The 25,653-nt window shown below is 65.9% G+C and carries 24 protein-coding genes; 10 read left to right on the forward strand and 14 right to left on the reverse strand.

From position 1 onward, the window contains the following. The first annotated feature begins 147 nt into the window (after nt 1-147). The 4 genes from G5B40_RS18210 (at nt 148) to G5B40_RS18225 (ending at nt 3,625) form a co-directional block, all read left to right on the forward strand. Nucleotides 148-1,149: a DctP family TRAP transporter solute-binding subunit gene (locus tag G5B40_RS18210; RefSeq protein WP_165101702.1), complete on the forward strand. Its 1,002-nt coding sequence runs from the start codon at nt 148-150 to the stop codon at nt 1,147-1,149. Between the two features lie 89 nt (nt 1,150-1,238). Beyond that, nucleotides 1,239-1,865, forward strand: a complete 627-nt coding sequence (locus G5B40_RS18215) for a TRAP transporter small permease (protein WP_165101704.1) — start codon at nt 1,239-1,241, stop codon at nt 1,863-1,865. Between the two features lie 3 nt (nt 1,866-1,868). Beyond that, on the forward strand, nt 1,869-3,242 hold the full coding sequence (locus G5B40_RS18220; protein ID WP_165101705.1) for a TRAP transporter large permease: 1,374 nt from the start codon (nt 1,869-1,871) through the stop codon (nt 3,240-3,242). Between the two features lie 203 nt (nt 3,243-3,445). Then, a complete protein-coding gene (locus G5B40_RS18225; RefSeq protein ID WP_165101707.1) occupies nt 3,446-3,625 on the forward strand; it encodes a hypothetical protein in 180 nt (59 codons plus the stop codon). Between the two features lie 11 nt (nt 3,626-3,636). Here the strand turns inward: G5B40_RS18225 and G5B40_RS18230 are convergent, their stop codons facing one another. The 4 genes from G5B40_RS18230 to G5B40_RS18245 all read right to left on the reverse strand — a co-directional run bounded on the left by G5B40_RS18230 (nt 3,637) and on the right by G5B40_RS18245 (nt 7,013). After that, on the reverse strand, nt 3,637-3,951 hold the full coding sequence (locus G5B40_RS18230) for a helix-turn-helix domain-containing protein (protein ID WP_165101709.1): 315 nt from the start codon (nt 3,949-3,951) through the stop codon (nt 3,637-3,639). Beyond that, nucleotides 3,952-4,665, reverse strand: a complete 714-nt coding sequence (locus tag G5B40_RS18235; RefSeq protein WP_165101711.1) for a sigma 54-interacting transcriptional regulator — start codon at nt 4,663-4,665, stop codon at nt 3,952-3,954. A 328-nt stretch (nt 4,666-4,993) separates the two neighbouring features. Continuing rightward, nucleotides 4,994-5,614, reverse strand: coding sequence for a hypothetical protein (locus tag G5B40_RS18240; protein WP_165097898.1), 621 nt, complete (start codon nt 5,612-5,614; stop codon nt 4,994-4,996). 481 nt (nt 5,615-6,095) lie between these two features. Then, nucleotides 6,096-7,013 (reverse strand): glutathione S-transferase, encoded by a 918-nt coding sequence (locus G5B40_RS18245; protein WP_165101713.1) that lies wholly within the window; start codon nt 7,011-7,013, stop codon nt 6,096-6,098. Nucleotides 7,014-7,215: 202 nt separating this feature from the next. Here G5B40_RS18245 and G5B40_RS18250 point away from each other — a divergent pair, with 202 nt between their 5' ends. The 4 genes from G5B40_RS18250 to G5B40_RS18265 all read left to right on the forward strand — a co-directional run bounded on the left by G5B40_RS18250 (nt 7,216) and on the right by G5B40_RS18265 (nt 11,429). Beyond that, nucleotides 7,216-8,103 (forward strand): RNA polymerase factor sigma-32, encoded by an 888-nt coding sequence (locus G5B40_RS18250; protein ID WP_165101715.1) that lies wholly within the window; start codon nt 7,216-7,218, stop codon nt 8,101-8,103. A gap of 75 nt (nt 8,104-8,178) precedes the next feature. Then, nucleotides 8,179-9,564 carry a threonine synthase gene (thrC, locus tag G5B40_RS18255; RefSeq protein WP_165101717.1) on the forward strand — a complete coding sequence of 462 codons (1,386 nt, stop codon included), beginning with the start codon at nt 8,179-8,181 and terminating at the stop codon, nt 9,562-9,564. Then, nucleotides 9,561-10,814: a M16 family metallopeptidase gene (locus G5B40_RS18260; RefSeq protein WP_165101719.1), complete on the forward strand. Its 1,254-nt coding sequence runs from the start codon at nt 9,561-9,563 to the stop codon at nt 10,812-10,814. The genes thrC and G5B40_RS18260 overlap by 4 nt, the downstream gene beginning before the upstream one ends. 12 nt (nt 10,815-10,826) lie before the next feature. After that, the gene (locus tag G5B40_RS18265) at nt 10,827-11,429 is read left to right on the forward strand and encodes a GNAT family N-acetyltransferase (RefSeq protein ID WP_165101721.1); all 603 of its coding nucleotides are present in this window, start codon (nt 10,827-10,829) and stop codon (nt 11,427-11,429) included. A 20-nt stretch (nt 11,430-11,449) separates the two neighbouring features. Here G5B40_RS18265 and G5B40_RS18270 read toward each other — a convergent pair whose 3' ends face one another. Next, on the reverse strand, nt 11,450-12,040 hold the full coding sequence (locus tag G5B40_RS18270) for a YqgE/AlgH family protein (RefSeq protein WP_165101723.1): 591 nt from the start codon (nt 12,038-12,040) through the stop codon (nt 11,450-11,452). Nucleotides 12,041-12,198: 158 nt separating this feature from the next. Between G5B40_RS18270 and G5B40_RS18275 the strand changes: the two genes are divergently transcribed. Together G5B40_RS18275 and G5B40_RS18280 are read left to right on the forward strand one after the other, a co-directional pair. After that, nucleotides 12,199-13,065: a protein-disulfide reductase DsbD domain-containing protein gene (locus G5B40_RS18275; RefSeq protein WP_165101725.1), complete on the forward strand. Its 867-nt coding sequence runs from the start codon at nt 12,199-12,201 to the stop codon at nt 13,063-13,065. A gap of 103 nt (nt 13,066-13,168) precedes the next feature. Next, nucleotides 13,169-14,344: a DUF2333 family protein gene (locus G5B40_RS18280; protein ID WP_165101727.1), complete on the forward strand. Its 1,176-nt coding sequence runs from the start codon at nt 13,169-13,171 to the stop codon at nt 14,342-14,344. 7 nt (nt 14,345-14,351) lie between these two features. Here the strand turns inward: G5B40_RS18280 and G5B40_RS18285 are convergent, their stop codons facing one another. The 9 genes from G5B40_RS18285 to G5B40_RS18325 all read right to left on the reverse strand — a co-directional run bounded on the left by G5B40_RS18285 (nt 14,352) and on the right by G5B40_RS18325 (nt 25,610). Beyond that, complete coding sequence (locus tag G5B40_RS18285) at nt 14,352-17,537, reverse strand: efflux RND transporter permease subunit (RefSeq protein ID WP_165101729.1); 3,186 nt, start codon at nt 17,535-17,537, stop codon at nt 14,352-14,354. After that, nucleotides 17,534-18,991, reverse strand: a complete 1,458-nt coding sequence (locus tag G5B40_RS18290) for an efflux RND transporter periplasmic adaptor subunit (RefSeq protein WP_165101731.1) — start codon at nt 18,989-18,991, stop codon at nt 17,534-17,536. Before G5B40_RS18290 ends, G5B40_RS18285 begins: the two co-directional genes overlap by 4 nt. 105 nt (nt 18,992-19,096) lie before the next feature. Beyond that, nucleotides 19,097-19,600, reverse strand: a complete 504-nt coding sequence (locus G5B40_RS18295) for a prepilin peptidase (RefSeq protein WP_165101733.1) — start codon at nt 19,598-19,600, stop codon at nt 19,097-19,099. Between the two features lie 6 nt (nt 19,601-19,606). After that, complete coding sequence (locus G5B40_RS18300) at nt 19,607-20,464, reverse strand: tetratricopeptide repeat protein (protein WP_165101735.1); 858 nt, start codon at nt 20,462-20,464, stop codon at nt 19,607-19,609. Next, nucleotides 20,461-21,021: a tetratricopeptide repeat protein gene (locus G5B40_RS18305; RefSeq protein WP_165101737.1), complete on the reverse strand. Its 561-nt coding sequence runs from the start codon at nt 21,019-21,021 to the stop codon at nt 20,461-20,463. Before G5B40_RS18305 ends, G5B40_RS18300 begins: the two co-directional genes overlap by 4 nt. Further along, nucleotides 21,018-22,007 (reverse strand): type II secretion system F family protein, encoded by a 990-nt coding sequence (locus G5B40_RS18310; RefSeq protein WP_165101739.1) that lies wholly within the window; start codon nt 22,005-22,007, stop codon nt 21,018-21,020. Before G5B40_RS18310 ends, G5B40_RS18305 begins: the two co-directional genes overlap by 4 nt. Nucleotide 22,008: 1 nt before the next feature. Continuing rightward, the gene (locus G5B40_RS18315; protein ID WP_165101741.1) at nt 22,009-22,968 is read right to left on the reverse strand and encodes a type II secretion system F family protein; all 960 of its coding nucleotides are present in this window, start codon (nt 22,966-22,968) and stop codon (nt 22,009-22,011) included. 6 nt (nt 22,969-22,974) lie between these two features. Beyond that, nucleotides 22,975-24,384: a TadA family conjugal transfer-associated ATPase gene (locus G5B40_RS18320; protein WP_165101743.1), complete on the reverse strand. Its 1,410-nt coding sequence runs from the start codon at nt 24,382-24,384 to the stop codon at nt 22,975-22,977. A gap of 2 nt (nt 24,385-24,386) precedes the next feature. Continuing rightward, entirely contained in the window at nt 24,387-25,610 is a 1,224-nt protein-coding gene (locus tag G5B40_RS18325; protein ID WP_165101745.1) for a CpaE/TadZ family protein, read from the reverse strand. Nucleotides 25,611-25,653: the final 43 nt, after the last annotated feature.

Raw genomic sequence — 25,653 nt, forward strand, 5'->3', positions numbered from 1 at the left:
GCTGAATCTCGAAATGTGCTGATCGGCGCGGTTTCAGAGCCGATCCTCGACCCTCCCTGTTGGTTTCACTTGCTCGACGCCAACTTGGCGTCAATATGAGGCGAGGCGGCGGAGTTCGCTGTCACTGAAACCTCAAGGGAGGATCGAATGAACACCCTGACGACGCTCGCGGCCGCAGCCGCCCTCACGTTCAGCGCCGGCGCGGCGCTTGCGTCCTGTGAAGATGGCGAGATCGAAATCAAGTTCAGCCATGTCACCAATGTCGACAAGCACCCAAAGGGGCTGGCGGCGGCGCTGCTGGAAAAGCGCGTCAACGAGGAGATGGACGGCAAGGCCTGCATGACGGTCTTTCCGAATTCGCAACTCTATGATGACGACAAGGTGATGGAGGCGCTGCTGCTCGGCGACGTGCAGATGGCGGCGCCGAGCCTTTCGAAATTCGAACAGTTCACCAAGCAGTTCCGGCTCTTTGATCTGCCGTTCGTCTTCGCAAATATCGACGCGGTGGACGGCTTCCAGAATTCCGAAGACGGCCAGAAGATGCTCGATTCCATGCAAAAGCGCGGGATTCAGGGACTCGCCTTCTGGCACAACGGCATGAAGCAGATGTCGGCGAACAAGCCTCTGCTGCTGCCCGAAGACGCCAAGGGGCTGAAATTCCGCATTCAGCAGTCCGATGTTCTTCAGGCGCAGTTCGAAGCGTTGGGCGCCAATCCGCAGAAGATGGCTTTCTCCGAGGTCTATGGCGCGCTTCAGACGGGCGTCGTCGATGGGCAGGAGAACACCTGGTCGAATATCTACGGCCAGAAATTCTTCGAGGTGCAGGACGGCGTGACCGAAACCAATCACGGCGTGATCGACTATCTCGTCGTGACCTCCACCGAGTTCTGGGAGGGGCTTCCGGACGACGTGCGAGAGCAACTCGACACGATCGTCAAGGAAGTGACCCGGCAGCGGAATACAGAGAGCTTCGAGGTCAATGAAGGGGCGAAGGCGGCGATCGTCGAGGCCGGGGGCGACGTGCGCGAACTCACCGCCGAACAGCGCGCCGCCTGGGTCAACGTGATGAAGCCGGTCTGGAAGAAGTTCGAAAAGGACGTGCCGGCCGAGCTGATCGAGGCCGCGCAGAAATATAACCCGACCAACTGACGACGCGATGCGGGCGGCCCGGCCGGGCCGTCCGCGACGCCGAAGAGGCGCGCATCAGCGCCCGGCGCACCGGGGGGGGGAGCGACGCCATGTCATATCGGCCCGAAACGCGTCTTGGCCGGCTTGTGAATGCGCTTGAGGAGACGCTCATCGCGTTCATTCTCGGCGCGATGACGCTGATTACATTCGCGAATGTGGTCGCGCGCTACGTCTTCAACTCCAACATCCTCTGGCAGCTTGAGGCGACGGTTTTTCTCTTCGCCTGGCTGGTGTTGTTCGGCGTCTCCCACTGCGTGAAGGTCACCGCGCATCTGGGCGTGGACGTGGTGATCGACAGTGTCGGGAGCGGAACGCGGCGTGTGCTGGGCCTGGTTTCCGTCGCCTTCTGTCTCAGCTTTTCCCTGTTGATGCTGAAGGGCGGCTGGGACTACTGGTGGAAATTCGCATCGACCGCCTCGTTCCTTGAGGTGAACGATATACCGATGCCGGGATTTTTGCAGTTTCTCGCCGGTCTAACCAATGATGGCGAGCCCTATGAGAAGATGCCGCGTTATCTGCCTTACGTGATTCTGCCGGTGGGCATGGCGCTGCTGATCTTTCGGTTTCTTCAAGCCGGCTGGCGGATCGTCACCGGCCGGAGCGACCGCGTGATCGCCAGCCATGAGGCCGAGGAACTCGTCGAGGAAACCGCGGCCAGAACCGCGGGGGGGACCTGACCGATGTTGGCGGCGATTCTTTTCGCGGCGATTATCGTCCTCCTCCTGATCGGCGTTCCCATCGGCATCGCGCTCGGATTCTGCTCGATCATTTTCCTCCTCGTCTTCTCCGACAGTTCGCTGGCTTCGATCGCCCAGACGCTGATGTCAGCCTTCGTCGGGCACTACACGCTCCTTGCGATTCCGTTCTTCATCCTGGCGTCGAGCTTCATGTCGACGGGCGGTGTCGCAGCGCGAATCATCCGGTTTTCCATCGCCTGCGTCGGCCATGTGCCGGGTGGGCTGGCGATCGCCGGGGTATTCGCCTGCATGATGTTCGCGGCGCTTTCCGGCTCTTCGCCGGCGACGGTGGTCGCTATCGGCTCAATCGTCATCGCGGCGATGAAGCAGGTCGGCTACACCAAGGAATTCGCGGCTGGGGTGATCTGCAACGCCGGGACGCTGGGCATCCTTATTCCGCCCTCGATCGTCATGGTGGTCTATGCGGCGTCGGTCGACGTCTCCGTCGGCCGGATGTTTCTCGCCGGCGTGTTTCCGGGAATTCTGGCGGGCCTGATGCTGATGACCGGCATCTATCTCTACGCGCGTGTGAAGGGGCTGGGCGCGCAGCCTTTCGCCGGGTTCCGGGAGATATTCGAGAGCGGGATGAGCGCGATGTGGGGCCTCTTGCTCATTGTCATCATTCTTGGCGGCATCTACGGCGGCGTATTCACGCCGACCGAAGCAGCGGCGGTGGCGGCGGTCTACGCCTTTCTTATCGCGAATTTCGTCTATCGCGACATGGGGCCGCTCCGCGTCGAAGGGGAACCCAACCGGACGCTTCTCGACCGGCCGCTGGCGCTTGTCACGGCGTTCTTCCACGCGGATGTCAGGCGGGCGCTGTTCGACGCCGGCAAGCTTACCATCATGCTTCTGTTCATCATCGCGAATGCGCTGATCCTCAAGCATGTTCTGACCGAGGAACAGATTCCGCAATCGATCGCGAAGGCGATGCTGGGCGCCGGGTTCGGACCGGTGATGTTCCTCGTCGTCGTCAATCTGATCCTGTTGATCGGCGGTCAGTTCATGGAACCTTCGGGGCTCATCGTCATCGTCGCGCCTCTGGTCTTTCCGATCGCGATCGAGCTCGGCGTCGACCCGATCCATCTCGGCGTCGTCATGGTGGTGAACATGGAGATCGGGATGATAACGCCGCCGGTCGGTCTCAACCTCTTCGTCACTTCCGGAATTGCGGGAATGTCGATGATGGCGGTGGTCAGGGCGGCCCTGCCGTGGCTGGGTATCCTCTTTCTCTTCCTGATCATCATCACATATGTTCCGATCATCTCCACATGGTTGCCGACGGTGGCGATGGGGCCGGAACTGATCACGAAATAGCGCCGCGTCGGGCCGGGCGCCCGCGGCGTGGAAACGCGCGCGGCGCGCCGCATGTGTTTCTCTCGCGGCAGAGGGCGCCTGGCCGCGAGAGCCGCTCGTCGCAGCGCGCCGCGGGCAAGACCGTTCAGACAGTAAACGGCCCGACGCGGCGCACGCTACGGATCCGGGTGGAGAGTGAGGTCGCAGGTGATGAGGAAAGCGTCATGATGCGCTATTTTTCGATGTTTCTCGACATGGCTGCGCAGCATCCGCCGCCGGTGGCGCCGGACCCCCGCGACGAGTTTGCATTTCTGGTTGCGGCAGGGATGACGCCGGCGGCGCGTCACATCGCGTTTGAGGTTGCTTTGAATCCGGTGGAAACGAGGCGCGCAGCAAGCGCCTGAGACCGGCGGGGTCAGATCTTCTTGCTCCAGTTCGGGCCAAAAGCGTCGTCGCCTGTGAACGCGACCCAGGATTCCTGCTTGCGATAGATCGTCGAGGGAGAAAGTCCGAGCGCGCGTGCGGCTTTCGGCGCGCTTCCGAAACGCTCTATGGCGGCGACGATCACCAGGCGTTCGATGTCGTGGAAGGGGAGCCCGATGAGCGCGGTCGCCGCCCGTGCGGCTGGCGCGCTCGGTATGGGCGGGGGCGCCGGAGCGAGGCCGAGAAGCGCCGGGCAGACGCGTCCGCCGTCGCCCATCACCGCCGCCTGACGGATCGCGTTCCGCAACTAACGTACATTTCCCGGCCACCGGGCTGCTTCGAGAGCCGCCCGCGCGTCCGGTGTGAAACCCTCGAAGCGCTTGCCTTCCTCCAGTGCAAAACGCGTCAGCAACACCTCTGCGATCGTGGTGATGTCCTCCTTGCGTTCCCGGAGTGGCGGCGCGTGAACCGGAAGGACATGCAGGCGGTATAAGAGATCCTCCCGCAGCCGCCCGGCGGCGACTTCGGCCGTAGGGTCGCGATTGGTGGCGGAAATGATCCGGACGTCGACCGGGCGCGACGTATGATCGCCGACCGGAGCCACTGCGCCTGTCTCCAGAAAGCGCAGCAGCCGGGGCTGCAGACCCAATGGCAACTCGCAGATCTCGTCGAGAAAGAGCGTGCCGCCATCGGCGGCGGCGGTGGCGCCCTTGCTGTCGGCGACGGCGCCGGTGAAGGCGCCGCGGCGATGTCCGAAGAGCGCCGCTTCGATCAGCCCTGCAGGGATTGCGCCGCAGTTAATCGCGATGAACGGGCCGGTGGCGCGCGACGACGCGGCGTGGATCGCCTCTGCGCAGAGATCCTTGCCCGTTCCGCTCTCGCCGGTCAGAAATACGGCTGCGTTTGACCGGGCGACGCGCGCCAGGCGGCGTCGTAGCGCGCGCATCGGCGCCGAGCCGCCGATCAGGCGGGCCGCGCCGGCTTCCTCCGGCGCGGGGCCGAGATGCGGTTCCGGTTTCATCGGGACAGACTCTTTATGCGGATAGACATGAAGCCGACCTTTCCGGTTCACGCTTAAGGCGAGCTTAACGGGTTCGAGTTTTCGTGTTGACGAGTGCGCGCCGCGGTGGGTCCAAGCTGACGGTTTTCCATTTGGTCGCGATATTTCATGCAAAAGAGAAGGGTCCGGCCGCCCCACAGCGCCGGACCCTTCGGGAGGCTTCTCGACGGGGCGAAACACACACACCCCGGAGACAGCCTGAGGCTTACATACGCGCCTCGCTCCACACCCACACAGTCAGTCCCACAATTCGGCAGCTTCATCGCCGGGCCACACCCCGGAAGAAGCCTCAGGCCTTGCGCACGCGGCCCAGATACACGAACCCCAGCACGCCCGTGCCAAGCAGCAGCAGGGCGGGCGGCAGCGGAACCTGGCTCGGCGCCTGGAACGCGCCCTCGGCCGCGTTCGGGATGTCCCGCCCATCGAAACCGTTCGACGGCGTGAAGACCGCGTAGCGCAGATCCGCGCCATGCGTGAAGTTCAGGGCGAGATAGAGCGAGCCGGTGAACCGTTCGTTGAGGCTCAGGGTGAGCGTCTGGCGCGGCGAACGGTAGTCGATCTGGACTTTCTTGTTCAGCTTCTTGCCGTCCCATTCGTGGTCGAAGGGCGCGTTGTCGAAGAGCACCGTCCCGCCCGCCGAGTAGGAATAGCCGTATTTCTCGGGAGCGAAGAAGCTCAGCGTGATGTCCTGCGCGCCCGAGGGGAGCCCGGTGAAGACGAAGTAGTCGTCGCTCTTTGCCCCGCCGGTTCCCTCCAAGGCGACGATCCCGGCTTCGATCACCGTCGGCGCGCGGAAGTCGGCGCTGTACTCGCCCCCCTTCACATCCGCTTCGAGCAGCGTCGTCGCCTGCGCGGCCCCACCCATGAGAAGTCCGACCACACACCCCAGAACACCAACTGAACTTTTCATGATCCCGTCCCGATACAAGGTTTCGATACAGGGTGTGTTGCAAACGCCGTGCCAAAACCTGAGCGGGCATTGAAATTCGTCCATCCACCGGGGCGTGTGCCGCCTAAGGGTTTGCAATGGGACGGTAATTTTACCTGAAGGCGATCAACCTGAGCGGGCGCCACGCCGCCGTCCGGATATTGGCGATTTGCAAATCTGAGCGCTTCGCAAATGCGAAATGCGACTATGGCGCAGCCGCCGCACCATCGCCATCCGAGCGCCATAATGACGGAAAGAGCGCACGGTGCGCCGATAGCAGGCAGAATTATATTGCAAAAACAAACATATGCATCAGTTTCGGTTTGGCGGCACGTCATCTGCGCGGCGCGCGGCGCTGGAGGCCGGCCTTGTTCGCCGACGCACACCGCGCGGCGAAGCGGGAGCCAGTCGCAAGCCGGCGAACCCGGTTCGCCCTCAACCCGGAGGCGTGTCCAGCTTTCTGTTACCGGACCTCGCCCGCTTTCGCGCGGCGCAGCAACTCCACCGTTTCCGGCCACGCCCCGGCGTCAGCGACAGATTTGTCGCGGCAGAAACGGTTGCAATAGCCGACAATGACGCCGTCGATCTCGGCGAGGCTGTCCTCGGCGACGGGCTTGCCGGAATAGGGGCAGGAGTCGTTGATGGGCCGCACGCCCGCAACCGCCCGCGCCGGGAGCGGCGTTTCGCCAGGACCGAAAGCGCCGGTGACCGGCAGGTCGGCCACGTCTTCGACGATCACGTGCGGATTGGCGAGCGCCATCGCCCGCCAGCGCCGGAACGACGGAACGCGGTGCAAGGCGTCGATATATGCTTCGTCGTCTCTTCCCATCGGCAGATTGAACGACGCGAAGCGCGAGGCGACCGGCGTGAAGAACGCGTCCGCCGCCGTGAAGCGATCGCCGAAAAGGAAGGGCCCGTCGCCGCCGAAATTCTTGCGCGCCCACGACCAGAGTTCGCGGATCCGCGCGACATCGGCGAGCACCGCCTCGGACGGCTCGTATCCGGCGTAGACCGCCTTGAGATTCATCGGGCATGCCGCGCGAAGCGCCTGGAAGCCGGAATGCATTTCAGCCGCGAGCGCGCGCGCGGCGGCGCGCGCCGGGGGCGCCTTGGGCCAGTGGCCGGCCAGCGGATGACGTTCGGCCAGAGTTTCGGCGATCGCGAGGCTGTCCCAGCAGAGGAATGTCTGACCCGATTCCTCGATCTCCAGAGAGGGCGCGGTGCGTGACGGCGCGATGCGCGCCAGAAGCGCGTCCCATTCCGGGCCCGGCCAATTCGCCTGCACCGTTTCGTGCGCTATGTCGAAAGCCGCCAGCATCAGGTGGCCACGCAGCGACCAGCTCGAATAGGCGCGGTCCATGATGAAAAGCCGATAGGTCATCGCCGATCCTCCCGGCTTTCATAGTCGTCGTCGGAACCGTTTCTGGCAAACGCCGTTTTGTGCGCCACGCGATCACAGAGCACGATCATCGGGACACAACTATGTGAAAAACGAGGAATTCGAGCCGGAATTGGGAACCGAACATGCGGTTCGACCGTAATGTTCCAAATGTGATCCGGAAGCTGACGAAGGAGATGATGCGATGGCGAGGCTGGATACGCAGGCCGACGCGTCCTTCACCCGGACGGCGATGCGGGCCGAGTTGCTGGACGCCGAGACCGAGCGCGCGCTCGCGAGCGCGTGGCGCGATCAACGCTGCGCGCGATCGCTGCACAGGCTGATCGTGGCCTATATGCGGCTGGCGATCTCCATGGCCTCGAAATACCGGCGCCACGGCGCGCCGATGGCCGACCTGATCCAGGAGGCGAGCGTTGGCCTCATGAAAGCGGCGGAAAAATTCGATCCGGATCGGGGCGTTCGATTCTCGACCTACGCCAGCTGGTGGATCAAGGCGTCGATCCAGGATTACGTGATGCGCGACTGGTCGATGGTGAGGACCGGCTCGACATCGTCGCAAAAGGCGCTGTTCTTCAACTTCCGCCGCGTTCGCGCGCGACTCGAGCGGGAAAGCGGATCGGCGCTTGACGGGCGCGCCGCGCACGAGATGCGCGAGGTGATCGCGGCTGAGGTCGGCGTCCCGCTGCGCGATGTCGAGATGATGGAGGCGCGGCTGTCCAGCGCGGACTTCTCGCTCAATGCGACGCAATCGACCGATGAAGGCCGCGAGTGGATTGAGACGCTGGAGGATGCGGCGCCGCTCGGGGCCGAAACCGTGGCCCGCGCTTCAGACCTTTCCGCCGCGCGCGACTGGATCCGCGACGCGCTGGACGGGTTGACCGAACGAGAACGGATGATCATTCGCAGACGCAAACTCAGCGAGGAGCCCGACACGCTCGCGCGCCTCGGGGACGAACTCGGCCTCTCGAAGGAGCGCGTGCGTCAGCTTGAGGCGCAGGCGTTGCGTAAGATGAAATCACGTCTGGAGACCCGGCACGGCGCGGCGCCCGCGGCGCTCGCCTGTGAGATTTGAGACATACGAACCGGGCGAACATTGTTCCCCTCTTGCGCTCCGTTTATAGAGCCGGGCGACAAGGACGAGGACACGATGCGCTATACCTCCACCAGGGGCGGCGGCGCGCCGCTGCATTTCGAAGACGCGATGCTCGCCGGGCTGGCTCGCGACGGGGGACTTTTTGTGCCCGAAAGCTGGCCGCGAATGAACGCGGACGAGATCGCAGGGCTGGCCGGGCTCGCCTACGAGGAGATCGCTTTCCGCGTCATGCGCCCCTTCATTGGCGGCGCTTTCGCCGACGATGCGTTTCGCGTGCTGATCGAACGCGCCTACGCCGGGTTTGATCATCGTCTGCGCGCGCCGCTTCTTCAGGTCGGCGAGGAGACCTGGGCCCTGGAGCTGCATCATGGTCCGACGCTCGCCTTCAAGGACGTGGCGATGCAGTTGATCGGGCAGATGTTCGAAGCGGCTCTGACGCGGCGCGGCGCGCGCGTCACCATCGTCGGCGCCACTTCGGGCGACACCGGGTCGGCGGCGATCGAGGCGTTTCGGGGCATGGAGGCCGCAGATATCTTCATCCTCTATCCGCATGGGCGGGTCTCGGAGGTCCAGCGTCGGCAGATGACGACGCCGGCGGAAGCGAACGTTCACGCCATCGCGGTCGAGGGTGATTTCGACGATTGCCAGGCCGCCGTGAAGGCGATGTTCAACGATCACGCGTTCCGCGACAAGATGCGTCTCGCAGCGGTCAATTCGATCAACTGGGCGCGGGTGCTGGCGCAGTCGGTGTATTACTTCACCGCCGCCGTCGCGCTCGGCGCGCCCTCCCGGCCGATCAGCTTCGCCGTCCCGACCGGCAATTTTGGCGACATATATGCGGGATATGTCGCGAAACGCATGGGGCTGCCGATCGACCGACTGATCATCGCGACCAATCGCAACGACATCCTGCATCGGACGGTGCAGACCGGCGCGCATGAAAAGCGCGGGGTCGCGCCGACCACCTCGCCTTCGATGGACATCCAGGTCTCCTCGAATTTCGAGCGGCTGCTCTTCGATCTGCATGACCGGGAGGGGGAGGCCGTCGCGCGGCTGATGCGTGATCTCACCGGGAACCAGGGCGGCTTCACGCTGTCCCAAGGCGCGCTGGACCGGCTTCGGGCGGAGTTCGATTCGGCGCGTTTCGACGAGGATGAAGTCGCCGCCCTCATCGGCCGCTTCGCCGCCGAGACGGGTCATCTCTTCTGTCCGCACTCGGCCATCGGCCTCGGGGCCGCGATCGCTCACTCCGGGCCGACCGTCGGTCTCGCCACCGCGCACGCCGCGAAGTTTCCCGACGCGGTCGAGGCTGCGACCGGTCGCCGCCCGGCCCTGCCGGAGCATATGGCGGACCTTTACGAACGCGAGGAACGGATTACGGTTGCGCCTGCCGATACCGATTTCCTGAAACGACTGATCGTCGAGAAAGCCCGCGCATGACAATCCGTCTTTCTACGCTTCCCAACGGGCTCCGTGTCATAACAGAGTCCATGCCCGGTCTCGGATCCGCCGCCATCGGCGTCTGGATCGCGGCGGGATCGCGTCATGAGGAGGAGGCGGAAAACGGCGTCGCGCATTTCCTCGAACACATGGCCTTCAAGGGCACCGGCAAACGGTCCGCCCTCGCCATCGCCGAGGCGATCGAGGATGTGGGAGGTCATCTCAACGCCTATACCAGCCGCGAGGCGACCGCCTATTACGCGCGCGTGCTCAAGGAGGACGCGCCGCTCGCGTTCGATCTGATCGGCGACATTCTGACCAACGCCGTCTTCGCGCCCGACGAGATTGAGCTGGAGCGCGGCGTGATCCTGCAGGAGATCGGCCAGGCGCTCGATACGCCCGATGACGTGATCTTCGACTGGCTGCAGGAGACGGCCTATCCCGGCCAGCCGCTTGGCCGGCCGATCCTGGGGCCGGCGGAGCGCGTGCGTGGCTTCAGCGAGGACGACCTGCGTCGTTTCACCGCCCGCCATTACGCCCCGGGGAGCATGATCCTATCCGCCGCCGGCGCTGTCGATCACGACGCGCTGCTGAAGGAGGCGGAGCGTCAGTTCGGCCATCTCAAACCCGTTCCCGTTCCCGTTCGCGACGCCGCCGCCTATCGAGGCGGCGAGAGGCGCAAGGTGAAGAAACTCGAACAAGCGCACTTGGCGATGGCGTTCGAGGCGCCGTCATGGCGCGATGACGGCTACCACGCGATGCAACTGATGAGTGTCGCGCTCGGCGGCGGCATGTCTTCGCGGCTGTTTCAGGAGGCGCGGGAGAAGCGTGGGCTCTGCTACACAATCTTCGCGCAGGCCGGGGCCTATCAGGACAGCGGTCTGCTGACGATCTACGCCGGCACCGGCGGCGGAGAGGCGAAGGCGCTGGCCGAACTCACCATCGACGTGATCAAGGAGGCCGCTGACACGCTACGCCAGGATGAGCTTGACCGCGCCCGCGCGCAGATGCGCGCCGGCATCGTGATGGGGCTGGAGAGCCCCTCTGCGCGGGCCGAGCGGCTGGCGCGCTCGCTCATGATCTGGGGCGAAGCGCCGGACCTCGAAAAGACCATGGCGAAGATCGATGCGGTGACCGTCGCCGATATCCGCGCCGCGGCCGCGCGGCTCGCGAATCCGACATTGGCCTGGTACGGGCCGGTGAAGACGGCGCCGGGTCTGGATGCGCTCACCGCGCGGCTCGCGGCCTGATCCGGCGATCCGGTGTTCGGCGTCAGGCGCGAGACCCGGCTGCCGACCGAAAGGCTGATCCTGCGCCCGCCCCGGCTCTCGGATTTTCCCGCCTGGGCGCGGGCGCGGCGTGATAGCCGCGAGCATCTGAAACCCTGGGAGCCGACCTGGGCGCCCGATCATCTGACGCGCGCCGCCTTTCGCCAGCGCGTTCACTGGGCGCGGAAAGCGATGCGGCTCGGCCGGGCTTGGCCGTTCATGATCTTCACGAAGGAGGATGGCGCGCTCGTCGGCGCGGTGACGCTTGACCATGTGCGCCGCGGCCCGGCGGAGGCGGCGACGCTCGGCTACTGGACCGCGCTCGCCCATGCGCGGCGCGGCTACATGCGCGAGGCGCTGAGCGAAGTGCGCCGCTTCGCCTTCGACGACCTGCGTCTCAGCCGGCTGGAGGCGGGCTGCCTGCCGGAAAACGCGGCCTCGCGCGCGCTGCTGGAGACTGTCGGCTTCAAATACGAGGGGGTGGCGCAGGCCTATCTGCAGATCGACGGGCGGTGGCGCGATCATGTTCTCTACGCGGCGCTCCGTGGCGACCGGCGGGGCAGGGTCGCGGACGCGGCGGAGATGAGAGACACCTGAGTATCGGCCCCGAGGCGCCCTCAGGCTGAGCCGCCCGAGGCCGAAAGCAGCGCCGGATCGATCCCGAGCTTGGTCAGCGCCGAGCGCCATTTCGCGCCGTCATTGTGGCCGAAGACGATTTCTTCGTCCGCGTCGCAGGTCAGCCAGCCGTTCCGCCGCAATTCGCCTTCGAGCTGGCCGCCGCCCCAACCGGCGTAGCCGAGCGCGATCATCGAGAGTCGCGGACCGTCGCCCGCGGCGATCGCCTTCAACACGTCGATGGTCGCGGTCATCGAGATCTCGTCATCGACCTCCAGCGTCGCTTCGGGCAGACCCCAGTCTGCGGAATGCAGGACGAAACCGCGCCCTGTCTCGACCGGGCCGCCATAGTGGACATGCTCGCCGCTGGTTTCTTGGGCGCATTCGATCTCCAACTGCCGGAAGAGATCCTCGCGGCTGACATTGCCCACCCGGCGATTGACGACGATGCCGAGCGCGCCGTCCTCGGAATGGGCGCATAGATAGACCACGGTCTTTTCGAATCTGGGATCGCCCATCGCCGGCATCGCGATCAGCAGCTTGCCGCTCAGACCGGGCTCTCCCGCGTCCGCATCCTCAGCTTCGTCATCCATTGCGACCGCCTCGCGCTTTTCATCATCGCTCGACATACCCATAAGGTGCGGCCTCGGCGGGGCGCGATCAAGTCCTCCGTCGCTGAGACGTGACAATCCGTAACGTGGCGAGGGGCTATGGTGCCGCATGCCCACCCGTGATTCGCCAAGGGGACTGTATGCCTGGCCGAAAGAACCGATCGAAATGCGTCTTCGGGCGTGGCCTTCAGATATGCGCCGTCGCGCTCGCGCTGCTCGCGCCGGACGGTCGGGAAGCGACCGCCGAGGGGTTCTTCGTCGACACCGGCCCGGCGAAGTCCGAGGCGCGACTCGTTTCTGGCTGGGCGGCGTCGGACGGAACCCGTATCGCCGCGCTCCGGGTCGATCTCGCCGAGGGCTGGAAAACCTATTGGCGCAATCCCGGCGAGGCTGGAATCCCGCCAACATTCGATTGGTCAGGGTCGGAGAACCTGGCCGCGGTGAAGATCGCCTGGCCGGCGCCGATCGTCTTTGACAGCTACGGGGTGCGCACCATCGGCTATGAGCACGAGATGATGCTGCCTTTACAGGTGACGCCGGACGACCCGACGCGGCCGGTGCGGCTCTCGCTCGCTCTCTTTTACGGCGTCTGCGACGATATCTGCATTCCGGCCCGGGCCGATATCGCGCTGAATATCGAACCCGGCGCCCCGGCGGAGGGGGAAGCGGAGATACGCGCCGCGCTCGAAGCGACACCCGCGCCGGCGTCCGGCGCCGGGCTGAAAGCGGCGCATTGCGCGATCGAAGGGGTCGGCGAGGCGCAGCGCCTCACCGCTCGCCTCGCTTTCGCCGCCGCCCCCGTCCATGCCCCTCTTGTCGTCGCCGAAGGACCGGAGGGCGTCTGGTTCGGGCCGCTGGAGACCCGGCTGGAAAAGGGAGAGATAGTCGCGACGGGCGAGATGCGCGCCGCGCCCGGCGAATGGATCGACCGGTCAGCGCTGCGCCTCACCCTGCTGGATCGGGCAGAGGGACCGGCGCTCACGGTGGCGGGTTGCCCTGCGAGTTGATCCCGGTTTGCGCCCACAGGCGCGCGAGCAGAGGCTGCGTTGCGCCGCGCCGCCATGCCGCCCATATTGAAGCCATAGAGCGGATGTGGGCGAGGACCGGGCGATGGTGCGTTTATTCGATTGGCTGGTCGAGTTTTGGGACCGGATTCGCGGCTTTCTGGGCTTTCACCGGCTGACGAAGAAGGGTCGCCGGGACGATCTCGCCGGGCGCGGGCTCATCCGCCGCGTCTTCTATTTCGTTCGCCCGCTCCTCATGCTCTTCGTGCTGATCTATCTCGGGACGATGATCTGGCGGTTCTCATGGGTGAGGGGGGAAGATCTCTCCTATCCGCAAACGGTGATCGGGGACGCCGCGCCGGTCTCCGCCGGGGCTGAAACAGAGCCTGAAAGCGGAACGGCGGGGGTGAAGACCTGCGCGCCGAGCCAGATCGTGCGCGTCGAGCAGGCGCTGATCGACATGCTGGTCAACCAGAACGATTGGACGCCCGCGACTCCGCAGTACAAGTTCGGCTTCTTTTTCGTTCTGCCGTGGGAAGCGACGCCGTTCTTCGACAACAAGGCGAGTTTCCAGAAGGGCGTGCTTGGCGCGGTGCGACGTTTCTCGCTCGAACTGACCGACACGCTCGGCCGGGTCCGCGGCACTTCGGGCGCCGATCCCGATCTCGAAGCGGCGCGCGGTCTCGTGCAGCTTGACGAGCGGACATGGTTGTTCAACCCGTTCGACGCGCGGCTGCCGCTTCTGGCCACGAGCGCCGCCTCTTCCTATCGAAACGCGATCCGTCAATTTGACGCGTATAATGCGCGGCTGGCGGCGTGCGATGCGCTCTTCGACGCCCGCGCCGACAATCTTTACCAACTCCTCGACCGCATCACGAAGGAGATGGGCTCCACCGTGGATCAGATATCGCAGCGCAGCCAGAGCCGGTCCTACGACGTCAAGACGCATGAATTCATCGAGGCGACCGGCAACAGCCGCGGCTGGTTCGATTTTCGCGCCGACAATTATTTCCACGAGGCGCGCGGGCGGATGTACGCCTATCACGGGCTGATGCAGGCGGCGCGGGTCGATTTCGCCGACGTGGTGAAGCAGCGCAATCTGGACGATGTCTGGGACCGGATGGAGGCGCATATCGCCGAAGCCGCCGCGCTTTCGCCGCTGATTGTCTCGAACGGGCGGGAGGACGGCATGTTCACGCCGGCGCATCTCTCGGCGATGGCGCAGAACATGCTCCGGGCGCGGGCGAACATGACCGAACTGCGGGATATCCTCGCGCGCTGAGGCTGGCCTATTCAGCCGGCAGGCGCCGCTCGCTCAGCCCCTTACGCGCCAGCCGCGTCATGCGCCGGGCGGAGCGGAGCGCTGCGGTGATGTCGTGCTGAATTGCGACCAGCGCCGGCGTCACCAGCAAGACGAGGACCACCCCGAAGGAAAGCCCGAAGACCAACGTCACCACGGTCGGCTTGAGGAACTGAGCCTGCTGGCTCTTCTCGAAAAGCAGCGGCGTCAGCCCCGCGACGGTCGTGAGCGTGGTCAGCAGAACAGCGCGCAGCCGGTCCGAGGCCGCCGCCGCCAAGGCCGGAATGATCGCCCGGCGCTTCGCGTATTCGTCCGCCGTCGTCACCAGCACGATGGAGTCGTTGACGATGATCCCGGCCATGCCGAGCATCCCGACGATGGAGAACATGGTGAGCGGAATGGCGAACCAGTGATGACCCCAGAGCGTGCCGACGATTCCGAACGGTATCGCCAGCACGATCACCAGCGGCCGGGCCCAAGAGGCGAAGATCCACGCCAGCACCAGATAGACCCCGGTGACGCAGAAAATGAAGCCGATCGTCGCTTCGGAGAGGAAATCCCGTTCCTGCTCGGCGAGGCCGGAAAGCTCCGTTTTTACGTCGAACCGGCTTTCGATATCCGGAAGGATCAGGTCACGCAGCGTCGCCTCCGCCGCCGATGCGGCGGCTGGGTCGTCCTCGGAAATGTCGCCGGAGACGCGGATCGTCGGCAGCCCGTTCTCGCGGCGCACCGCCGAGAACCCGTATCGGGTCTCGGTCGTCACCACTTCCGAGAGCGAAAGAAAACCGCCCCCCGGCGCCCGGATCAGCGCGCGATCGAGATAATCCGCCGTCAGTTCCGCTTCCGGCAGTGAAACCTCGACCGTAGCGGTGCGCCCGTCCAGCAGATATTCCGCCGCCTCGACGCCGGATAGCCGGTTGCGCAACTCGCGGCCGATGCTCTCGGTCGAGAGCCCGAGCGCCTCGCCTTTCGGGGTCAGCTTCAGCGAAAGCTCGCCCTTGTCATAGGCGAGGCTGTCTTCGAGAGCGGAGACGACGGGTATGTTCGAGAGCGCGAGCTTCAACGCCTCCGCCGCCGCCTTCAGCGTCGCGGCGTCCGCCCCGGCGAGCTTGACGTCGATGGAATCCCCGCCGGGTCCGCTCCGCCCGCCGCGGAGCGCCAGCGTCTCCAGCGTCGGCAGGCGACGGATCTCTTCTTCCCACGCGCCGAGAAACGCCCATTGCGTGTACGGCCGCAGATCGGGGTCGATCAGCGTGACCGAAAGCCCGCCGAGAAGATCGGGATCCTTCGCGTCCGCCCCGGCGAGCCCACGCCAGCCGGCGCCCCCGCCGATCTTCGCGATGGCGTAGTCCACCGCGGCGACGCCGCGTTCGGATTCGAAACGGCGGTTAACGCGCTCCAGCGCCTCCTGCATCTCGCGGATCTGCGCCTTGGTGTCAGCCCGCGTCGCGCCTGGCAGCATGGCGATGTTGGCGTTGACAGTGCTGATCTCGGGCGAGCCCCAGAACCGCCATTTCACCGTGCCGTCGAGAAAGAGCGTCGCCGAGACCAGAACCGCCGCCACCGCAGCCGCGAGAACCGGATAGCGGGCGCGTAGAACAAGGAGCATGAACGGGTGGAAAAGCCGCTTTTGAAACCAGCCGAAGCCCCGGTTGAACGCCCGGCTCGGCGCGTCATACCAGGGCGCGCCCGCCTTGCCGGCCAGCGCATGGCGCATATGCGCGGGCAGGATCACGAAACATTCGACCAGCGAAGCGGTCAGAACCGCGCAAACGGTCAGCGGCACGTCGAGGATCAGCGAGCCGAACCGGCCGGTGACGAAGGTGATGCCCGCGAAGGCGATCATGGTGGTGATGGTGGCGGCGAAGACCGGCGCCGCCATTCTCAGCGCACCCTGCTCGGCGGCACGCGCTGCGCTGAGGCCGGATGCCGACAGATGGTCCGCGTGCTCACCGACGACGATGGCGTCGTCGACCACGATGCCGAGGCAGATGATCAGCGCGAAGAGCGAGACCATGTTGAGCGTGATACCGGCGACCCACATGAAGCCGATCGCGGCGGCGAAGGAGACGGGAATGCCCATGGCCACCCAGAACGCCGTGCGCGCAGAGAGGAAGATGAAGAGAAAGCCGAGGACGAGCGCAAGGCCCAGCAAACCGTTGTCGAGCAGGATCGCCAGCCGGTCGCTGATCTCCTCGGCCCGAACCTGCGTCAGGCGGATCTTCACGCCATCCGGTAAAGTCGCCGCCATCTTGTCCGCGATCCGCTGCACCTCATGCTGGATCGCGATCGAATCGCCGAGGTCGGCCCGGTCGACCCGAAGCGACACCGCCGGGTTCCGGTCCCAGAAATAGGCGACGCCTTTCTCCACCCCCTCGATCTCGACGTTCGCGACATCGCGGACGAGCAGCCGGTCGCCGCCGGTCCCGGTGCGGATCGGGATCGCGGCGATCTCCTCGGCGCCGCGCCGCTCCTCACCAGTCCTGATCCGCATGGCGCCGGAGGAGACCTCGCCCGCCGGGCGGCTGTCGGTCTCGGCCCGGATCGCCGCCGCGATCTCGGCCAGCGTCACGCCATGGCGGATCAGCATCGCCTCCGGCGCCGCCACGCGGATGACCGGGTTCTCCGCTCCATAGAGCCGCGTCCGGGTGATTCCCGCCTGAAAGAGCAGCGTCTGCAATTCACTGGCGTAACGGGTGAGCTGCGCCGCGCTCACCGGACCATGAATCACAACGTCGGTCACCCGGTCGCGATACGCGCCGCGCGTCACCACCGGCTCTTCCGCCGAATCCGGGAAGGTGTCGATGGCGTCCACCACCGACTTCACATCCTCGGTCGCGCGGCCCATGTCCCAGCCTTCCTCGAATTCGAGGGAGACGGTCGCGCGCCCCTCTCGCGCCGTCGAGGATGTTTCCGTGACGCCCTCGACCGTCAGAAGGGGAGGGTCGAGCAGCGCGATGATGGCGCGGTCGACGTCCTCGGGTCCGGCGCCGGGCCAGAGGACGGTGACGCTCACCCGTTCAATGACGAAATCCGGAAGATATTGGCTTCTGAGTTGCGTCGCGGAGAAAAGCCCGCCGACCAGCATCAGCAACAACAGGAGATTGGCCGCGGTGCGGTGGCGGACGAAATAACCAATGAGCCCGGCGCCAGCGCCGCCGCCGGCGGGGCTCATCCGGACCGGCCCATCCGCGCTTCGAGCCGTTCGACCATCCCGGCTGGCGCCCGGCCGGAGCGGATCGCCTCAAGCAGCCGGTCGCGGGTTTCGATCGGCATTTGCGCCGCGCCCTCGACATAGACGATCAGCCGGCGCTGGCGGTCGGGGTCGAGACTGACCAGAGGCTCCGACTTGTCGCCGTCGATTCCATCGAGCGCCTTGACCCGGACGCCGGCGCCAAGTTGCGGCGCTCGCGCGCGAAGATAGCGCGCGCCCTCCGGCGCGCCGCCGACAAGCACCTCGTCGCCCTGACGGCGCAGCACCTCCACCATCAGCGGGCGCAGCCGGTCCTCGCCATCGATCAGCAGTATCTCGCCGCCCTGATTGACCGCGCTCGCCGGCAACCGCGCCACGTCGGCGAGTTCCGGCTCCCGGATCGCGACCGAAACGAAATCGCCCGGACGCAGCAGCGCCGCGGAAGAAAGATCAAGCCGCGCATAGACCAGGCGCCCCGTCTCGCCGGCGCCGATCACTGCCCCCGCGCGCTCGATTACGCCGGGCGCGGTCAGCGGTTTCTCGTCCAGATTCAGCCGTATCTCGACCGGCAGGTGAAGGATGCGTCCGTCGTCATCGAGCAGCCGCGTGAACTCGGCGTTGGAGACGCGGAACACGGCTTCGAGTGCGCCTGGATCGATCAGTGCGCCAAGCTTTTCGTTGGCGGCGACGAGTCCGCCAAGCACGACGGAAACCTCGCTCACCAACCCGTCGAAGGGCGCCCGATGCGCGGTCTCCGCCAGGATGCGGCGCGCGTCCGCCGCGGCGATCTGCTCGCGCTCCAACTGAAGCGCGGCGCGTTCGATGCGGATCTCCGCCGCGATCAGCGCCTGCGACCGGCTCGCCACGACCTGCGCCATCGCCGCGAGCGCCATTTCCGCCTCCTCCACCTCCGCGCGCGTCGCGACGCCGCGATCCAGTAGCGTCCGCCGCCGCTCCAGGCCGCTTTCCCGGAGGGTGCGCTGGTTTTTGGCGGCCCTCTCCTCCAACCGCGCGACTTCGACCGCCTGGCGCGCTTCGGCGAGATCGGCCTCGGCGACGCGGATCGCCGCTTCGGCGTCGGCGACGCGCGCGGCGTAGTCCTCAGGGTCGATGCGAAACAGAAGATCGCCGGCCGCGACCTCGGCCCCGTCGCGGAAATGGTTGGAGAGCTCGACGACGCGCCCGGCGACGCTGGCGCGCAGTTCCAGCGTCCGCCAGCTTCTGATCTCGCCGTAGGCGGCGATGACGGGCTGCTCCGGTCCAAGCGCGACGCGACCGATATCGACGGTGAATACGCGCTCCGCCGCCGCGCCGCGCGCTGGTGCGTCGGTCTTCGCCGTCATCACCTCCGCGAACCGCCAGCCGCCCCAGGCGACGAGGCCGATCGCCGCGGCGAAAAGCGCGAACCCGGTGAGGCTTCGCATCAGAAACCGCATTCAAACATCCCCAATACGCTCAGGCGCGCGCATGATAGCGCCAATCACGCAAAACGCGCACCGCTCAAACACGGCGGCGGGCGGATTCCGGCGATCCCGGCCGCGTCAGGGTGGGATCGTCCCGCGCAGGGATGCATGATACGCGACGAGCGTCAGATAGGCGAGCAGCGCGGTCGCCAGCGCGACGCCATAGGGAAACCGCCCGCGGGCCGACCAGACCGCCCAGGTCCCGCCGCCCAGCGGCGTCAACCGCAAGAGCGAGATGACGGCCAGCCAGATGAGCGCGGAAGCGGCGAGAAAGACCAGCGCCACCCCGGCGTCGCCGGGCGCGATCATTGGCGTGAAAGCCGCCGCCGTCTTGGCGTCCCCCCCGCCGAGCGCGCCGGAGAGATAGAGGGCAAATCCGAGCGTCAGAACCAGCGCCGCGCCCGCGAGTCGCCAGAGCGCGGTCTCGAGCGGCAGCGTGAGAAAGACGAAGCCGAGAAAGACGGCCGCCGCGGCGCCGGTCAACCAGTTCGGAATGATGAGCAGCCTGAGATCCCAGAGCGCCACAGCAAGCGCGAAGGGCGTCGCGATCAGCAGCGCGGCGAGGGCGGCAAAAAGCGTCATCGCCGCTCAGTTTATCACATTGGCCGAAAGCGCGGCGAGTTTCTCCGCCGCCTCCGGATAATATCGCGGATGCGCCGCGACCGCCATGGTGAAGAGACCCTTCGCCTGCTCCCGGTCGCCGCGCCGGAGCGCGATCACGCCGATATTGTGCAGGACAATCGCCCGCTCCTCTTCGCTCATCGCCACCAGCGGCAGGCGGTATTCGCCCCGCAGCGCACGGCTGACGGCGAGATTATTCTTCGCATTGAAGAGCTGCGGGTCGTAGGACAGCGCCTCCTCGAACGTCTTCTCAGCAGCTCTGAACTCACCTCGCGACATTCGGCTTACGCCCCAGTTGTTGAGGATCGTCGCCGGGTTCGCCGCACCGCGCCGCGCCCGTTCATATTCGGCGTCCGCCGCGGCCCAGTCGCCGCGCTGATCCGCGAGCATCGCTTCGATCAGATGGCGGCGCGGCCCCCCGGCGGAGCCCGAAACGCGGTCCATGACCGCCTCCGCGTCCTCCCAGCGCTTGAGCCGCGCGAGACTGTGCGCTTCTTCAATCAGCGTTCTGTCGGTGGCGAGTCCTTCCTGATCAAGCTCTTCGAACGCCCGCACCGCCTCTTCGTGACGGCGCGCGCGCGCCAGCGCCAGCGCATAGCCGCGGCGGAACTCCGCGCGTCCGGGCTCCTCCGTCAGCGCCCGCTGGAAATAAGCGATCGCGTCCTCAGGATCGGAAAGGGTGAGCATCAGGTCGTTCAGGCTCGACTCGTCGATCACGTTCACGCCCTCGTCCTGAGGCGCGGAAAGCGCTGGCGGTTCGTCGAGCGCGCCCGCGCATCCTGAGAGGAGCAGGATGATGAGGGCGCCCGTCCGAAGAGGGATCATGAGCTGTTTTCCTCCCGGGTGGTTTCCGCCGCCCGCGGCACAAGACGATAGACGCCGTGGCCGTATTGAATCACATCATAGTCGAACGCGTCCAGTTTCGGCTTGTCGCCGGCCCGATCCTCCAGAGCGGCCGCCGCGACGCCGATATTGAGGGCGATCACCGGGTCCGCGCCGCCGGTCAACTCGTCCGCGCGGCGGAACTCGGCCAGCGCTGCGGCGTAGCGCCCGGCCTCGTAGTGATAGACGCCCAGCGCGTTCCGGGCGACGGCGAGATCGGGGTCGCGCGCCAGCGCGGCCTCTAGCAGCCGCCGCGCCTCGCCGCCTCGCCCGAGCTTCAGTAGCGAGACCGCCGCTCCTGTCAGCGCCTCGGCCCCTCCGACGTCGGAGATCCCGCGCTCGAACGCATCGAGCGCCAGGTCAGGCCGGTTCTGGGCCAGCAAACGCTTGCCGAGCTCGACCGGATCGCTCGGTTGTGGCGGCGGCGGCGCGGCTGCGTCGATCTGCGCGCATCCCGCCACGATCGCGGTCGAGAGCCAAAAGGCGGCCGCTGCTCTCATCGGCTGTTGAAATTCGCTAGCGCGCGAAGGATCTCGATCACCGACGGGCCGATGAGGATCAGCATCAGGGGCGGAACCGTGAAGAACATCGTGCCAAGCGTCAGTTTGGTCGGTAGGGTGTTCGCCTTCTCCTCGGCCCGCATCAGACGCTTGTCGCGCATCTCCGCCGCGTAGATCCTGAGCGCGGAGGAGACCGAGGTGCCATAGGTCGCCGATTGCACCAGAACGGTGACGAAAGCGGAAATGTCGGAGACGCCCGCCCTGTCGGCGAAATCCCTGAGCACCTGCGCCCGGTCCTTGCCGGCCCGCATCTCCGTGGCGATGATGTGCAGTTCCTCCGCCAGCGCGCCGTGCGACTGTCTGATCTCGGATGAGACGCGGAGAATCGACTGGTCGAGCGACTGTCCCGCCTCGACGCAGACCAGCATCAGGTCGAGCGCGTCCGGAAAGCCGTCCGCGAGCTCCCCTTGACGGCGTTGGCGCTGGCGCGCGATCCACCAGGGCGGCGCGAGATAGCCGAAGATGCCGGCCAGGCTGGACGCCACCACCAGCCGCACCGGATCGGGCTGGGGCTGCGCGATGGAGATCACCAGAAGAACGAAAGTGACCATGCCCACGGTCAGCGCGGCCCGCGTCAGGTAGAACACCCGCACGGCGGAGCGCGATCTGTAGCCGGCCCGAAGAAGCCGGGCGCGGACTTCGGAAAGCTGCCCCTCGTCCGAAGGTTCGAGATAGGGCGCAAGCGCTTCGAAACGCACTTTTTCGCGGTCGAGCCGGAGCGATTCCGCGCCGCCTGAAAGTTCGCTCGGCTCTTCGCCCCCGTCCAGCCGGTCGAGCCTCGCCAACGGATCCACAGGGCGGCGGAACAGAATCGCCAGCGCCGTCAGCGCCAGGATCAGCCCGAGCGCGGCGATTGCGTAGAACGGCCCGGAAGGGCCGAGAAGATCGACCGCGCGATCCCAGGCGAGGTCGAAGAACGCGCGCATGTCAGACCCTGATATTCACCATCCAGCGCATGAAAAAGACGTTCACGACCAGAAGGATGGTGACAATTGCAGCGCCGGGCGCGAAGAGCGGATGATCTGACACCCGGTCATAGTAATCCGGCTGCACGATCTGCACCAGCAAGAGCGCGATGATTGGAAATATCGAGAGAAACCAACCCGACCAGCGCGCCTCCGCGGTGATCGCGGCGACTTTGCGGAAAAGTTTGAACCTGGCGCGCACAACCTGGCTGAGCCCGTCGAGGATCTCCGCGAGGTTGCCGCCCGATTGCACCTGGATCGTGACCGCGACGGCGAGATAGCGCAGATCCGGCACATCCACGCGCGCCGCCAGCCTGTCAAGGCTTTCGGTCACCGGCATGCCGTAGGCGTTCTCGTCGGAGATCACGCCGAATTCTGTCCCGAGCGGGTCGGGCATTTCCTGCGCGATGATGCCGATGGCGGCGGTGAACGGATGGCCGATCCGAAGGCTTCTGACGATGAGATCGATCGCGTCGGGCAATTGCTCCTCGAAAAGCTGCAACCGCCGCTTGGCGCGGTTGCGCAGCCAGAGGAAGACCGTCGCATAGCCGAGCGCCAGCGCCACCGCGAGGCGAACGACGAGCGACGCCGAAGTGCCGATGGAGAACACGATGAAGGCGACGGCGGCGATCGCCGCCATGATGGCTACGATGGTTGTCGGCGCGATGGCGATATTCGCCTGCGCCGCCTTGTGAAAGACGATGGAGAGGAGAGGAACTCCGCGCGCGTTCTGATGGCGCTCGCGCTCCTTCCTGAGCTTGACCAGCACCTCCTCTCGGTCCGCGCCCTGCTGAAGCATCCTGAGCCGCCGGTTCACCTTAGACTCGCGGCTGTGGCTCTTGCCGTAGATCAGCAGGTAGACGCCCTCGACGATCATCAGGACGCCGATGAAGATCATCGCATAGAGAAGCGGGCCCAGCATCGCTCCTCAGCCCGCCTTGCGCCCGGCGGGGATGAAAATGTCTTGCGGGAGCTTGATGCCCCACCGCGCGAACCGCTCCGCGAAATGCGAGCGGATCCCGGTCGCGGTGAATTCGCCGATCACGCTGCCGTCGTCGCCGATCGTCTGCTGGTCGAAGCGGAAAATCTCCTGCATCGTGACGATGTCGCCGTCCATCCCGGTAATCTCCTGTATCGAGACCATGCGCCGCGCGCCGTCGGACAGCCGCGAAACCTGGACGACAACCTGGATGGCGGCGGCGATCTGCGTGCGCACCGCCTTCATCGGCATGTCGATCCCCGACATCGAGACCATGTTCTCGACCCGGCCGAGCGCGTCACGCGGGTTGTTGGCGTGGATCGTGGTCATCGAGCCGTCATGGCCGGTGTTCATCGCCTGCAGCATGTCCAGAACCTCGCCGCCGCGAACCTCGCCGACGATGATCCGATCCGGTCGCATCCGGAGCGCGTTGCGCAGAAGGTCGCGCTGGTTGATCTCGCCTTTGCCCTCAATATTCGGCGGCCGGCTCTCCATCCGTCCCACGTGCATCTGCTGCAACTGCAACTCGGCGGTATCCTCGATCGTGACGATGCGCTCGTTGTTGGCGATGAACGCCGAAAGCGCGTTCAGGTTCGTCGTTTTTCCCGACCCGGTTCCGCCCGAGACGAGGACGTTCAGCCGCGTGCTGACGACCGCCTGAAGATACTGCGCCATGTGGCCGGAGAGCGTGCCGAACTCGATCAGTTTTTCAATATCGAACGGTGTGCGCGAGAATTTGCGAATCGAGAGGAGCGGTCCGTCCACGGCGCATGGAGGGATCATCGCGTTGACGCGGCTTCCGTCCTTCAGGCGCGCATCGACCCAGGGCTGGCTCTCGTCCACCCGTCGGCCCACCGCCGAAACGATCTTGTCGATCACCCGCATCAGGTGCCGCTCGTCCTTGAACTGCACTTCGGTCAGCTCCAGCCGGCCGAACCGTTCGACGAAGCACTGCTCATGGGTGTTCACGAGTATGTCGGTGACGGTCGGATCCTTCAGCAGCGGTTCCAGCGGGCCGAGCCCCGTGACCTCGTCGACCAGCGCGTTCACCAGCGACTCGAACTCCTGCGCGTTGACGACGACGCCGATATCGGTCAGCGTTTCGCGGCTGATCGCGGCGATCTCCTGGCGCAGATCGGCGATTGGCGCATCCTCGATCGCGCCGAGATTGAGGCTCTCGAGAAGCCGCTGGTGGATCGTGACGCGAAGATCCAGAAGGCGCCGCCGTCGCCGCGCGTCGGCCTGCTCCTCGCTCGTCGGGCGCCGCGCCGCGGGCGGTTTCATGGCGACCGCAGGGGTGACGGGCTCCGGCTGTGGCCGCGCAGGCGGGGTCTGCGTCGTGCGGTATTTCTTGAACATCGCTATTTCGCCCCTCCGGTTTCGGCGCGCGCGGCGGCGGCTGCGGACTTGACCAGCCCGCGCGCGATGCGCCGGATTTCCTTTCTGAGCGCGTTCCCCTTGGCGGCGCGCGCCAGCGGCGCGCCTTGATCGCAGGCGGCGGTGATCTGCTTGCCGCCATCCGGCAGGCGGGCTGCGAAATCCACGCTGAGGCTCTGCTCCAGCCGCCGCGCGCGGGACCGACCGCTCATGTCCGTGAAGGTCGGCGCCCGGTTGAGCACGACCGATATGTTCTCGACGGGAAGATCCTCCGCCTTCAGGGCGCGCAGAAATCTCAGCATGTTCTGCGCGCTGCGCATGTCTGTCTGCATGACCGCGAAAAAGGTTTCCGCTTCAGTAAGCACCAGGTCCGACCAATGGGTCAGCGTCTGCGGCAGGTCAATGAATATGAAGTCGTAATTCGCGCGGGCGAGGCCCAGCATCGTGCGCACGTCGTCCGGTCCGATGATGTCGAGCGGCAACACATCCATCGGCGCCGTAAGCACCGACATCCGCCCGGCGTATTCCGCCAGCGCCTGACTGAAGCCTTCCTCGTCGAGCGTCGAGGTGTCCGACAAAAGCTCGTAAATCGCTTCGCGCCGCGGCAGGTCGAGATAGGTGGCGACGGTGCCGTACTGGAAATTGAAATCCAGCAACGCCACCTGCTTGCCCGCCTTCGCCACTTCCAGCGCCGTCTCCCACGCGAGATTGACGCAGAATGTCGTCGCGCCGACGCCGCCGGCGGCGCCGTAGACCGCGTAGACCGAACCGTGGCGCGAAGATCCGCCGCCGAACGACGCCGAACCGCCCGAACGCAACCGCGCGACGCTTTCGGCGAGCGCCGTCGCGGGCAGCGGCAGCGGCGCGAAATCATCCGCCCCGGCGCGCATCAGCGCATGCATTGCCGAAGGGCTGAGGCTTTCCGCGAGGAGAATCACCTTCAGTCCCACGGCCTTCGCCTGGGCGATCAACTCGCGCGCCGCCTTGATCTCCGCCTCGGCCTCGGATGTCACCCCGATGACCAGAAAACGCCCGCCCTCGGCGGCGATCTCCCGCACCGGGGCGGCGGCCATCCGAATCTCCGCCGCGATCCACGCGTTGCGCCCGAACGCCGCATCAAGTTGCGGCTCAAGCGCCGCCGGGCCGTCTCCGCCGATGAAAGAGACGACGGCGTCCGCCTGCGTCTCCCGGTTTCTTCTCAGCAGCACATCCGCTCCTTCGGGTCCGCCGTTTCCACGATAGCCGATTTGT

The sequence above is a fragment of the Pikeienuella piscinae genome (assembly GCF_011044155.1).
GTDB classification, from domain to species: domain Bacteria; phylum Pseudomonadota; class Alphaproteobacteria; order Rhodobacterales; family Rhodobacteraceae; genus Pikeienuella; species Pikeienuella piscinae.